Consider the following 12,107-nt stretch of genomic DNA (forward strand, 5'->3'; position numbering starts at 1 on the left):
GGTCTCACTCCGCACTCGATGCCGCCGAGACGCAGTCGGCGAGGGCTGCCGCGACGGCGCGGAGCAGGCGGGGCGGGTCGGCCAGGTCTGCAGCGGTCACGAAGAGGACCCGCCAGCCGGCCGCCGCGAGCCGGTTCATCCGACGGCGGTCGGGGCCCAGGCGGGTCAGGTGGACCTGGCCGTCGTACTCGACGGCCAGCCGGTGCTCCGGCCACCCGAAGTCGACGCGGGCGCACTCCCGGCCGGTCGCGTCCCGCACCCGGTGCTGGGCGAACGGGCGCGGGAGGGGCGACCGGTGCAGCAACAGGCGCAGCCGGGTCTCCTGCGGTGACTCGGCCAGGCCGTCGGCCCCCTCCACGGCGCTGCGACCCCGGCGACAGCCCCGACCGGTGCGTTCGGCGGCCAGCGCGGTCAGGACGTCGACCGAGGTGAGCCGTCGTCCCGATGCGTTCCGTGCGCAGAACTGGTCCAGGACGACGACGGCCTCGTCGTGGTCGAGGCGGCACGCCAGCTCCAGCGCCGTCACCGCCGGCGACGTGACCCGGAGGTCCCCGACCCGGCCCAGCTCGGCGGCGAAGAGCGCACGGCGCCGCACCCGGAGGCCGGACACCCGCTGCTGACCCGCGGCCGACCGGGTCCCGTCGGGACCGACCGGGCGGGGCACCACCACCTCCACGACCGTGGCGTCGCGGTCCACGTCGGGTCCGTCGACGTCGATGCCCCAGAGCCTGGCGGCGCTCAGACCGCAGGCGACGGCGCCGGGGAGCAGGACGCGGGCAGCCCGCACCCGGACCTCGTGGGTGAGCGGCACGTCGGCGGACACGTACACGTCGGGGAAGACCCGCACCCACCGCGGGTGTGCCAGCTGGTGGCGGGTCAGGAGCCCCTGCGCCACCGTGGTCGACCCCCGGAACGGCCTGGATCCGAGTCCGGGGACAGGACGAGGCGGCCGCGACACGGCTGAGACCCTGCCCCACCGACGGCCCTCGCGATGATCTTGTCCACACCCCCGACCGTGCTCCCGTCGAGTGCGGAGCCAGGCCGGTCACCACGCTCGGATGACCGGTCAGGCTCCGCACTCGGCGGGGTGCGCGGCGCTGGGGGACGCTGGGGGCATGCGTTTTCTCGAGGTCGACGGGTTGGGGCAGGTCAGCAGGATCGGGTTGGGGACCTGGCAGTTCGGGTCCCGCGAGTGGGGCTACGGCTCGGACTACGCCGGTGGGGGAGCGGGTGCGATCGTCCGGCGGGCGCTGGAGCTGGGCGTGACGCTCTTCGACACCGCCGAGGTCTACGGCTTCGGGAAGAGCGAGCGGATCCTCACCGAGGCGCTGGGCGAGCGGCGGGGCGAGGTCGTCGTGGCCAGCAAGGTGTTCCCGATCGCGCCGTTCCCGCCGTTGGTCAGGCGCAGCTTCGAGGGGTCGGCCGGGCGGCTGCAGCTGGACACGATCCCGCTGTACCAGGTGCACCAGGCCAACCCGGTCGTGCCGGACTCGGTGACGATGCGCGGCATGGGCGAGCTGCTGGACGCCGGGAAGATCGGCGCGGCCGGGGTGTCCAACTACTCGCTGCAGCGGTGGCGGCAGGCCGACCTGGCGCTGGGGCGTCCCGTCGTCAGCAACCAGGTGCAGTTCTCCCTGGCCACCGCCGGCCCGCTGGAGGACCTCGTCCCCTTCGTCGAGCGCGAGGACCGGATGGTGATGGCCTACAGCCCCCTGGCCCAGGGGCTGCTGGGCGGGAAGTACACCGTGGACCACCGGCCCGGCGGGGTGCGGGCGATGAACCCGCTCTTCGGCACCGAGAACCTGCGGCGCGTCGAGCCGCTGCTGGCCACCCTGCGCGAGGTCGCCGACGCCCACGACGTGAAGCCGGCGCAGGTCGCGCTGGCGTGGCTGCTCGCGCTGCCCCGCGTCGTCGCCATCCCGGGCGCCTCCAGCGTCGAGCAGCTGGAGTTCAACGTGGCCGCCGCCGACCTGGACCTCGCCGCCGACGAGCTGGCCGCCCTCACCGCCGCCGCCCGGGCCTTCACCGCGGTCGGTGCGCTGCCCACGCTGGTCGAGCGGGTGCGGGAGCGCCTGGGCGTCTAGTCCGAGGACGCCCGGCCCCTCGCAGGTCCCGCCCCGGGCCTGCGAGGGGGCTTCCCTCAGTCGGCGCCGGACTCCATGGCGGCCCGGTCCAGCATCTCCTCGTCGGCGGAGACCTCGCCGCGGGAGGCGATGGTCTCGGCTCCGCCGATCTCCATCGGCCCGATGAGCGCGGCGTGGGTGCCGCCCATCATGCCCAGGCCGGCGTACTGCTCGAGCTTGGCCCGGGAGTCGGCGATGTCCAGGTTCCGCATGGTCAGCTGGCCGATCCGGTCGACCGGGCCGAACGCGGAGTCCTGGGTGCGCTCCATGGACAGCTTGTCCGGGTGGTAGCTGAACGCCGGGCCCGAGGTGTCCAGGATCGAGAGGTCCTCGCCGCGGCGCAGCCGCAGGGTGACCTGGCCGGTGACGGCGTTGCCGACCCAGCGCTGCAGGGACTCCCGGATCATCAGCGCCTGCGGGTCCAGCCAGCGGCCCTCGTACATCAGCCGGCCCAGTCGGCGGCCCTCGGCGTGGTACGTCGCGACGGTGTCCTCGTTGTGGACGGCGTTGACCAGCCGCTCGTAGGCCACGTGCAGCAGGGCCATGCCCGGCGCCTCGTAGATCCCGCGGCTCTTGGCCTCGATGATCCGGTTCTCGATCTGGTCGCTCATGCCCAGCCCGTGCCGGCCGCCGATCGCGTTGGCCTCCAGGACCAGGTCGACCGGGGTGTCGAAGCGGGCGCCGTTGATGGTGACCGGGCGACCCTGCTCGAAGCCGACCGTCACGTCCTCGGTGGCGATCTCGACGGCGGGGTCCCAGAACCGGACGCCCATGATCGGGTCGACGGTCTCGATGCTGACGTCGAGGTGCTCCAGGGACTTGGCCTCGTGGGTGGCGCCCCAGATGTTGGCGTCGGTGGAGTACGCCTTCTCCGTGCTGTCCCGGTAGGGCAGGTCGTGGGCGACGAGCCACTCGCTCATCTCCTTGCGCCCACCGAGCTCGGTGACGAAGTCGGCGTCCAGCCAGGGCTTGTAGATGCGCAGCGCCGGGTTGGCGAGCAGGCCGTAGCGGTAGAACCGCTCGATGTCGTTGCCCTTGAAGGTCGAGCCGTCGCCCCAGATCTGGACGTCGTCCTCGAGCATGGCGCGGACCAGCAGCGTGCCGGTGACGGCGCGGCCCAGCGGCGTGGTGTTGAAGTAGCTGCGTCCGCCGGAGCGGATGTGGAAGGCGCCGCAGGTCAGGGCGGCGAGGCCCTCCTCGACCAGCGCGGCGCGGCAGTCGACCAGCCGGGCGACCTCGGCGCCGTAGGCGGTGGCGCGGCCGGGCACCGAGTCGATGTCCGGCTCGTCGGCCTGGCCGATGTCGGCGGTGTAGGTGCAGGGCACCGCGCCCTTCTCGCGCATCCACGCGACCGCCACGGAGGTGTCGAGACCCCCGGAGAAGGCGATGCCGACGCGCTCGCCGACGGGCAGGGACGTGAGGACCTTGGACACGTCGAAGATTATGCACGGCGCTGCATGACCATGCACACGCGGGGTTCAGTCGTCGGTGAGGCCGTGCTCGATCGCGTAGCGGGTCAGCTCGACCCGGTTGTGCAGCTGGAGCTTGCGCAGGGTGTTCTGCACGTGATTCTCCACGGTGCGGTGCGAGATGGCCAGCCGGTCGGCGATCTGCTTGGCCGACAGCCCCCGGCTGACCAGCTTGAGCACCTCGGTCTCCCGGTCGGTCAGCTCCGGTGCGCCGGGGTCGGGGCCCGACCCGAGCCGCCGGTACTCACCCAGCAGCAGGCCGGCCAGCCCCGCGGAGAACACCGCGTCACCGGCGGCGGTGCGCGCGACGGCGTCGGCCAGCTCGTCGGCCGAGGCGGACTTCACCAGGTAGCCCGAGGCGCCGGCCTTCACTGCCTCCAGGACGTCGGTCTGCTCCGCGCTGGCCGACAGCACCAGCACCCGGGTCCCCGGGAGGGCGGCGACGACGTCCCGGGTGGCGTCGACCCCGGAGTCCGCGCCCAGCTGCAGGTCCATCACCACCACGTCGGGCCGGACGGCGAGGGCCCGGCGGACCGCGGCCCCGGCGTCCCCGGCGGTGGCCGAGACCGTGAACCCCCGCGCGACCAGGTCCCGCTCGACCGCCTCGCGCCACATCGGGTGGTCGTCGACCACCATCACCGTCGTCATCGTCGGTCCCTCTCCCGTGGCACGGTCAGTTCCCACTCGGTGCCCTGTCCCGGGCCGGTGTGCAGGACGGCGGTGCCGCCCAGGTCGGTCAGCCTGCCGCAGATCGACGAGCTGACCCCGCGGTGGCCCGCCGCGCCGGCCTCGGCCAGGCGCCCAACGGGGATGCCGGGGCCCTCGTCGCGGACCACCACGACGACCTCGTCGTCACCGGGCTCCAGGCTGACCCAGGCCCGGGCCGCCGGGCCGGCGTGCTCGGCGGTGTTGGCCAGCGCCTCCCGGACGGCGGCGGCGAGCTCGGTGGCGACGCGGCCGGGCAGCAGCACCGGGTCGGCGGGGGAGGAGACCTGCACGTCGGGGGTGGCCAGCAGCCGGAGCGTCGAGCCCAGGTCGGCATCGCCGCCGTGGCCGCCGTCGTCCACGGGTGGGCCGGCCGACAGCAGCCCGCGCAGTGCGACCTCCTGCTCGGCGGCCAGCCGGGCCAGGTCCGCGGCGTCCTCGCCCAGGGCCTCGCCCCGGCGGCGGACGGCGGCCAGCACCTGCAGCACCCCGTCGTGCACGGCCCGGCCCAGCCGTTCGCGCTCCGCGGCGGCCGCTGCGGTGGCCGCGGCCTGCTGGACGGCGAGCGTGGCGGCCCGGGTGGTGGTGGCGGCGTAGCCCAGCAGCACCGCGGACAGGCCGAAGAGCACCAGGTTGAACAGCTCCTGGTCCCCGACCCGCTGGCGCAGTGCGGTGACCGCACCCCACACGACCAGGCCGCCGAGCAGCCCGCCGTCCCGGCCGCGGGCGACGGCGAGGGCGTAGGCGGGACCGGCCACCCACAGCGAGGTCAGGATCGGGGCACCGGCGGAGAAGGCCGTGGCCGTCTGGGTCGTGGTGACCCCGCCGACCACCGCCACGGTGACGACGAGGTCGGCCAGCGCGGTGCGGGTGCGACGTCCCTCGGGCCGTGCGTAGAGCACGCTGACGACGGCGGTCCACGCGGTCATCGCGACCAGCACCAGCACCGGCGCGGTCATCGAGGGGAACCGGTCGGCGTTGCGCCAGAACCCGACGACGGCGACCACCAGGGCCAGCAGCCGGAAGACCACGACCGCCCGCCACAGCGGCGCGAGCAGATCGCGGCTGCGGGGGCGGGCGGGACTGCTCGTCGCCGTGTCCCCGGTCAGGCGCCGCGGCGCCGGCGACGCAGGGCGGGCGGGGCTGGTGCCGGGGCGGCTGCGAGCAGGCGCAGCGCCCGCCGGCGGGCGTACCAGGCCAGCCCCGCGACGGCGGCCCCGACGCCGACCGCGGCACCGGTGACGATCGGCGTCCGCGGGGAGTACGCGCGGGCGCTGAGGGCGACCGGGCGGTCGAACGTCAGCACCGGCCAGCCCCGCTCCGCGGCGGCCCGGCGCAGGCCGCGGTCGGGGTTCACCGCGGTGGGGTGGCCGACCGCGGTGAGCATCGGCAGGTCGGTGACCGAGTCGGAGTAGGCCCAGCAGTCGGCCAGGTCGTAGCCCATCTCCGCGGCCACCGCCCGCATCGAGGCGGCCTTGTTCTGCCCGTAGGCGTAGTACTCGATCTCCCCGGTGTAGCGGCCCTCGGCCACCACCATCCGGGTGGCCACGACGCGGTCGACCCCCAGCATCTCCCCGATCGGCTCGACCATCTCGGCGCCGCTGCTGGAGACGATCACGATCTCCCGGCCGGCGGCCCGGTGCTCCTCGATCAGGTCCGCGGCCTCGGCGTAGACCAGCGGGTCGACGATCGTGTGCAGCGTCTCCCGGACGATGTCGTGCACGACCTCGACGTCCCAGCCGGTGCACATCGCGGTGATCTGGGCGCGCATCCGCTCCATCTGCACCTCGTCGGCGCCGGCGAGGGAGAACACGAACTGCGCGTAGGCGCCCTTGAGCACCGCACGCCGGTTGATCAGCCCACCCTGGAAGAACGGGCGGCCGAAGGCCAGGGTGCTGGACTTGGCGATGACCGTCTTGTCCAGGTCGAAGAACGCCGCTGAGCGGGTCACGAGGCACGAGGCTAGGCGTAGCAGGCCCCCGCGGCGGGGGGCTCGCCGTCGTCCACACCCTTCCGGGTCGTCCACAGATCTGCCGGCACCCGCCCGCGACGGCCCCCGGTCGTGCCCACTGGCCCCGTGGACGCCTCACCCCCCGACCTGCCCCGGCCCCTGGTGGTCAGCTCCGACGACCTGCTGGTCGACGACCTGCTGCGGCTGCTGGCCGCCGCCGGCACCACCCCGGAACTGACCCACGGCAGCACCGCGATGCGCCGGGCGCACCGTGCCGCCCCGCTGGTGGTGCTGGGCCGGGACGTGCTCGGCGCGGCGGGCGTCCGGGCCCTGCCCCGTCGGGCCGGCGTCGTCGTCGCCACCCGGGAGGAGCCGGCCGCCGAGGACTTCGAGGCCGCCTTCGCCGTGGGCGCGGAGCGACTGGTCGTGCTGCCCCGGGACGAGGGCTGGCTGGTTGAACGGGCCGCCACCGCGGTGCGCGAACCGGTGGAACCGGGCTCGCTCACCGTGGTCGGGGGGTGCACAGGCGGCGCGGGCGCCAGCACGCTGGCCACCGCCCTGGCCCTCACCGCCGAGCGGTCGCTGCTGGTGGACGCCGACGGTGCCGGCGGCGGACTGGACCTGCTGCTGGGCGCCGAGTGGGCCGACGGGCTGCGCTGGCCCGACCTCGCCGGGCTCCGCGGCCGGGTCGACGGGGCGGCGGTGCTGGCCTCGCTGCCCGTGGCGCACGGGGTGCACGTGCTGGCCCCGCAGCGGGACGCCCCCGCCGAGGTGCCCGCCGAGGCGCTGCTCGCGGTCGTGTCGGCTGCCCGGGCGCAGGGCCACCCGGTGGTGGTCGACCTGCCGCACCGGGCTCCGCTGCTGGCCGACGCCGTCCTCGCCGACGCCGACCTGGCCGTGCTGGTGGTGCCGGCCCGGGTGCGGGCACTGGCTGCGGCCGGACCGCTGCTGGAGGGCGGTGCCTGGAGCCGGGCCGTCGTCGTGGCCCGGACGGCGCCCGGCGGGCTCAGCCCCGCCGAGGTCGGTGCGGCCCTGGGCCGCCCGGTGGTCGCCGAGCTGGGACACGACCGGTCCGCGCTGGTGCGCGGTGAGCGGGGTGAGCCCCCACAGGTCGGGGCCCGCAGCCCCTTCGGCCAGGTGGCGCGGACGCTGCAGGCCCGCACCGCCCGCCGTCCGGTCCACGCCGGTGCGTGAGCTGCCGCCGCTGGTGGACCGGGTCCGGGCCCGGCTGGCCGCCGACGCAGGGGCCCCGTCGCAGGCGGCGGTGGCCACGCTGGTCCGTGAGGAGGCCGGCGGCCTGCTCGGGGACGGCGACGTGCTGCACGCCGTCCGAGAGGCGGTCGACGAGCTGTCCGGTGCCGGGGTGCTGGAGCCGCTGCTGCGGCTGCCGGGGGTCACCGACGTGCTGGTGAACGGCCCGGCAGAGGTCTGGGTGGACCGCGGCGGCGGACTGGAGCGGACCCCGGTCCGGTTCGCCGACGACGAGGCGGTCCGCCGGCTCGCCGTCCGGCTGGCGGCCTCGGCCGGTCGCCGGCTCGACGACGCCGCCCCCTGGGTCGACGTCGGCCTGCCCGACGGCACCCGGCTGCACGCGGTGCTGCCCCCGGTGTCGGGCTCGGGCACGTGCCTGTCGCTGCGGGTGCTGCGCCGGGTCCGGCTGTCGCTGGACGACCTGGACGCCGCCGGCGCGCTGCCCGGTGGGGTGGCGCCGCTGCTGCGCGCGCTGGTGGCCCGGCGGTTGGCCTTCCTGGTCACCGGCGGGACCGGGACGGGCAAGACGACGCTGCTGTCGGCCCTGCTGGGCTGCGCCCCGCCCGCCGAACGGCTGCTGCTGTGCGAGGACGCCGCCGAGCTGGACCCGGTGCACCCGCACGTGGTGCGGCTGCTGACCCGACCGCCGAACGTGGAGGCCGCCGGGTCGGTGACGTTGCGCGACCTGGTGCGGCAGGCCCTGCGGATGCGGCCGGACCGGCTGGTGGTCGGTGAGGTGCGCGGGGCTGAGGTCGTGGACCTGTCAAAAGGCAGCAAACGCAACACCGGTGCAGCTACCGGCATCGCTGGGTCGGAGCAGCACCGGTACCGCCGACGGTGTCACGGCAACCAGGCGCCAGCGGGTTCGGTCGGCCACTCTCCCGCGCGGTACCTGACGACGTAGCGGCCGCCGACAAGTTGCCCGATCTCAACCTCGAGGCAGCGCTCGTCCCTGTCGGCCAACAGGAACGGCTCATCGAACTGGAAGTGCCAGCTCTCTGGTCCCCCAGTCAGCGACGCCCCGGATGTCTGCGCGTACTCGCCGTTGTCCAGCTTCGCCGTGAAGTACCGTCTGCCGCCCGCGATGTCGTCCCTCTGCGGGGCGATCTGCCCGAACCCCGGGATGCTGATCCAGCCGGTGCCCTCTGCGCTGTTCCACTCGTCTTCCACGAGCAGGAGCATCCCCCGGCAGGCCATCACACTCAAGCGCCTCACCACGCGGACGGCGTCGTGCGCAGACCTAGAAGGGCACTGGTGCGGCGGTCGGCTCAATCCAGGTCGACGCCGGGACGCGCACGACTGCGGACGTTGCGTGGACCGGCTGTCGCGCGTTCGTCGGAGCGGCCAGGTGCTCGCCCAGCAGCCGCCGCACATGGTCGGCTGACGGGTCGGCGCCGAGGTCCCGCATGGTCGCCACGATTGCGGCCTCGATGCGGTTCATGTCCTGCTCCGTCGCCACCTGGCGGCGCTCCTCGACCTTCCCGGTGATCATGCCGCCGGCGAGCTGTCGCAGGTGGTTCCGCTCGGCGGCGTAGACCGCCATGACGGCCTGGTCGGCCGGACGTTCGGCGAGCTGGTGTTCCAGGAAGTCGATGCGTCCCTGGGTTCGCTCCAGTTCCTCCTGGAGTGCGGCGGTGGCGCTGATGCCGCGCGGAACGCTGAGCTTGCGCGCCAGCTCAGATGCCTTGGTCTCAGCCATCGTCCGCTCCGCATGCGCGAGCTTCTGCGGTGTTGCGCCGCCGTGCATCCGGCAACGACGCTGGCCTTTCATCGACGGCTGGGTGCACGACCCGCCATCGCGCCGAGTGGCACCGCAGAGGGGCATCGCGTCGATCGGTGCCAAGGTCATCCGGACCGGGTACGAGCCGCCGTGCTGCACGCACACGGGCTGGTCTACGACCGCCCTGTACGTGCAGCCCGGCGACTTGCAGCGGGGGTCCCGCTTGCCCATTACGCCGCCGCCCGAGCAACGCCCGACGGAGTGATGGGCTGGTCGATGCGGAAGCTTTCGCCACCCCGGAACAGCAGACCTTCGAATGTCTCCGAGAACAACTCGAAATCGTTCCGGCTGTTCAGCTCGGAGTCGCGCACGAGGCCCAGGTCCAGCGTGCCGCCGTCGAGGAACTGGAACGCTCCGGCCGGGAACACGTAGGAGACGATCGACGTCGGCCACGTGTTGACCGGCCCCGGGTTCTGCGGGTTGAAGTTCTGCCCGGCCTCCCCGTCCAGAGCCCACGTCGGCGCCAGGTTCCGCGCGCTCAGGTACTCGGCGAGTTCGGCATCGGTGACGCCGAGCGTGGAGTCACCCGGCTCCTGACGAGCGAGGTCGGACCGGAGGATCCCGCGCGCCCAGTGGGGGAGGACGAGCTGCAGCGGCGCGTCGGGCCGCATGCGGAGACGGCTACGCGTCCCGGTCGCCACGCGGTCCAGGAGCGGCAGGAGGACCCTGGCAGCTCCGAGACCGGCGGTCTCGCCAGACGTCCCAGACACGGACGTCGAGAGGCTGCCGAGCTGGGTGAGCAGCTGCTGCTCGGCCACCCGTGCGTGCACCGCGAGCGCCAGGTCCACGACCCGTGCGATGTGCTCGGGGTATGCCCCGGCCATCAGGTTGCCGAACTCGATGATGTTGGTGATCGCCTGGACATTCACCTTGATCTCAGGCCCGGGAACGACCCGCAGATGCGGCTTCCGGATCGCCGGGTTGGTCACCGCGTCGATGTCGTCCTGCACGGTCCAGATGCCGATCGCGGCGTTGACGTCCGCGAGGCTCGGCGGGCGCATGAAGCGCACCCCGCCGCGCTCGGTGGTGAACGTCGGCAGCGCGTTCTTGACCGGCCGGTCGGTGACCTCGAACCCGGGCAGCGCGTAGTCGCTGTCTTCCATCGCACCCAGGCCGCCGGCTGCGGTGATGGCCTCGATGACGCGGCCCTCGTGCTCCTCGGCGGCGGCATCGATGCTGGCCGTGATGGTCTCGGCCGAGTCGCTGGACCGGAGCATCCGGTCGTGGGGGCGCGCCGCGTTGATGCGGACGACGCGGGTCTTGTCGCCGTCCGTGCCGCGGCTGGTGGAGTGGTGGCGCAGTGCGTCCACGAACTCGGTGGCGATGCCGTGGCGGTCGTGGATGGCGTGCCCGGACGCGGTGAGCGCGGACGCGGTGTCACCGCTGGTGAAGCGGGGGCGCCGGTCGGCGGGAACGGCGGCGCGCCCGGCCTGGAAGGCCCGGAGGGTCCGCTCGTTCTCGTGCCGGTCGATGATCTCGTCCTCACGGCGCTTGCGCTCGGACGTCAGCGCGCTCGCGGCGGATGCCAGGATGCCCAGCTCCTCGCCGCTGGCGACCTTGGACGGGTCGCCCTGGGTGGCTTCGAAGGCCTTGATGACGAGCTGACGCAATTCGTTCAGCTCGGCGTCGGACAGCTCGGTGATTCGGGCGAGCAGTTCGCGGATTCGACTCATGATGTAGCTCCCGGGGGATCGCAGTGCGATCGACTCAGCCGGGCTGCCGCCGCGAGCGTCATGTGCTCGCCGGATCACCGATTCTGCTGCCCTCGCACGTAGGCGCCGGGCTGTCGTTCTGGGGCGATCGTACGACTAAGGCCGCCGGTTGTTGGTTCGCGTCGTTGCTGCGTGGGGTGTGGCGGGCTCGCCGCGAAATTGACGACTCCACGTACCTAGGAAGCGAATCAAGATAATCATGATTGCACCGCTTGCCACGGCCAGAGAAACCTGGCCGGAAGTGGTCACACCGGCGGGGCGATTCTCCAAGAGGAGGACTCTGATGACATTCTGGAAAATGAAAGCAGGTGTGATCAGGGCGGCAACGGTGAAAACGACCAAGTTGAGACGGGAAGGAGGCGCGGTCGAAGACCCCTGCACGGGTCGCCCGGTCTCCTCGAAGAGGGTCGCATGTACCTTCACATCTTGGGCGGCGCCACCATCCACAACGAGTTGAAGCGTGAAGTTGTCTCCTGGGTTCATATTCATGGGCGCGATTTGGAGCGCGTCCACACCGATTTGGTCGATGTTCGGCGTGTCATCAGCGCTCATCTTTGAGGGCAGATACGTGACTGAATGAATACCGGCCTTCGGTATCTGAAGTGTCATGGGTCGGATGAAGTCGGAAGCTGCGATACCTCGGGTGCCTGCGTTCGTTACGCGCACCGTAAGAAGTCGGGGCCGGTGAAGGTCAGAGCCGTTGTAAGTGACTTTCAAGCCCGTCGGAGCGTTTCGCCCCACGAGAAACTCGTCCACCTCGACGTGCCATCGGATACGACGGGTCGTCTTGGCGGCGCGGAAGAAGTACCAACTGATGATCGCGCCGATGATGGCACCGGCCACGGTGGTAGCAACTGCTTCGGTGTGTTCACCGAGAAAGTCGAGCACCCGTGCAGGGTATGAGACTGGACGGTTCCCCCAGCGCGCCATCGCGCGCGTCGTCTGGGACCAGTCCGTGTCTCAAGATCACGCCGCCGATGGACGCACGCGGTCTTGAAGTCCGCGCCGCCGGTCAGCCGCCGGTCAGGTCCTCCTGACGCAAGATCACAGCGCCCGCCGCGAGATTGTTCGCGGCGGGCGTTGTCGCGTGCCTGGCGCGGCGCTCAGCCGCTTGAC

12 protein-coding genes are annotated in these 12,107 nt (G+C 72.9%); 3 read left to right on the forward strand and 9 right to left on the reverse strand.

Features of this window, described 5'->3' with window-relative positions:
• Positions 1-4: 4 nt before the first annotated feature.
• Positions 5-895 carry an endonuclease domain-containing protein gene (locus AC0IVP_RS08305; protein ID WP_471755838.1) on the reverse strand — a complete coding sequence of 297 codons (891 nt, stop codon included), beginning with the start codon at positions 893-895 and terminating at the stop codon, positions 5-7.
• A gap of 220 nt (positions 896-1,115) precedes the next feature.
• Between AC0IVP_RS08305 and AC0IVP_RS08310 the strand changes: the two genes are divergently transcribed.
• The gene (locus AC0IVP_RS08310) at positions 1,116-2,084 is read left to right on the forward strand and encodes an aldo/keto reductase (RefSeq protein WP_471755840.1); all 969 of its coding nucleotides are present in this window, start codon (positions 1,116-1,118) and stop codon (positions 2,082-2,084) included.
• A gap of 56 nt (positions 2,085-2,140) precedes the next feature.
• Here the strand turns inward: AC0IVP_RS08310 and argG are convergent, their stop codons facing one another.
• From argG to AC0IVP_RS08330, 4 genes are read right to left on the reverse strand one after another with little or no spacing between them, the layout of a single operon-like run.
• Positions 2,141-3,556, reverse strand: coding sequence for an argininosuccinate synthase (argG, locus tag AC0IVP_RS08315; RefSeq protein WP_056293646.1), 1,416 nt, complete (start codon positions 3,554-3,556; stop codon positions 2,141-2,143).
• A 45-nt stretch (positions 3,557-3,601) separates the two neighbouring features.
• The gene (locus AC0IVP_RS08320; protein ID WP_471755842.1) at positions 3,602-4,240 is read right to left on the reverse strand and encodes a response regulator; all 639 of its coding nucleotides are present in this window, start codon (positions 4,238-4,240) and stop codon (positions 3,602-3,604) included.
• The gene (gene macS, locus AC0IVP_RS08325; RefSeq protein WP_471755896.1) at positions 4,237-5,493 is read right to left on the reverse strand and encodes a MacS family sensor histidine kinase; all 1,257 of its coding nucleotides are present in this window, start codon (positions 5,491-5,493) and stop codon (positions 4,237-4,239) included. The genes AC0IVP_RS08320 and macS overlap by 4 nt, the downstream gene beginning before the upstream one ends.
• A complete protein-coding gene (locus tag AC0IVP_RS08330) occupies positions 5,403-6,248 on the reverse strand; it encodes an HAD family hydrolase (protein WP_471755844.1) in 846 nt (281 codons plus the stop codon). The genes macS and AC0IVP_RS08330 overlap by 91 nt, the downstream gene beginning before the upstream one ends.
• A 126-nt stretch (positions 6,249-6,374) precedes the next feature.
• On the opposite strand from AC0IVP_RS08330, the gene ssd reads away from it, so the two are divergent.
• Both ssd and AC0IVP_RS08340 read left to right on the forward strand, forming a co-directional pair.
• Complete coding sequence (ssd, locus tag AC0IVP_RS08335) at positions 6,375-7,442, forward strand: septum site-determining protein Ssd (RefSeq protein WP_056293641.1); 1,068 nt, start codon at positions 6,375-6,377, stop codon at positions 7,440-7,442.
• A complete protein-coding gene (locus tag AC0IVP_RS08340; RefSeq protein WP_471755846.1) occupies positions 7,435-8,403 on the forward strand; it encodes a TadA family conjugal transfer-associated ATPase in 969 nt (322 codons plus the stop codon). The genes ssd and AC0IVP_RS08340 overlap by 8 nt, the downstream gene beginning before the upstream one ends.
• Here AC0IVP_RS08340 and AC0IVP_RS08345 read toward each other — a convergent pair.
• From AC0IVP_RS08345 to AC0IVP_RS08360, 4 genes are all read right to left on the reverse strand, one after another.
• A complete protein-coding gene (locus AC0IVP_RS08345) occupies positions 8,340-8,681 on the reverse strand; it encodes a hypothetical protein (RefSeq protein ID WP_471755848.1) in 342 nt (113 codons plus the stop codon). The two genes, AC0IVP_RS08340 and AC0IVP_RS08345, sit on opposite strands and share 64 nt — an antisense overlap.
• Before the next feature lie 58 nt (positions 8,682-8,739).
• Positions 8,740-9,348, reverse strand: coding sequence for an HGGxSTG domain-containing protein (locus AC0IVP_RS08350; RefSeq protein WP_471755850.1), 609 nt, complete (start codon positions 9,346-9,348; stop codon positions 8,740-8,742).
• A gap of 101 nt (positions 9,349-9,449) precedes the next feature.
• Positions 9,450-10,952, reverse strand: coding sequence for a major capsid protein (locus AC0IVP_RS08355; protein WP_471755852.1), 1,503 nt, complete (start codon positions 10,950-10,952; stop codon positions 9,450-9,452).
• A 135-nt stretch (positions 10,953-11,087) separates the two neighbouring features.
• On the reverse strand, positions 11,088-11,879 hold the full coding sequence (locus tag AC0IVP_RS08360) for a hypothetical protein (RefSeq protein WP_471755854.1): 792 nt from the start codon (positions 11,877-11,879) through the stop codon (positions 11,088-11,090).
• Positions 11,880-12,107 lie beyond the last annotated feature (228 nt).

The sequence above is a fragment of the Klenkia sp. AC732 genome (assembly GCF_979256525.1).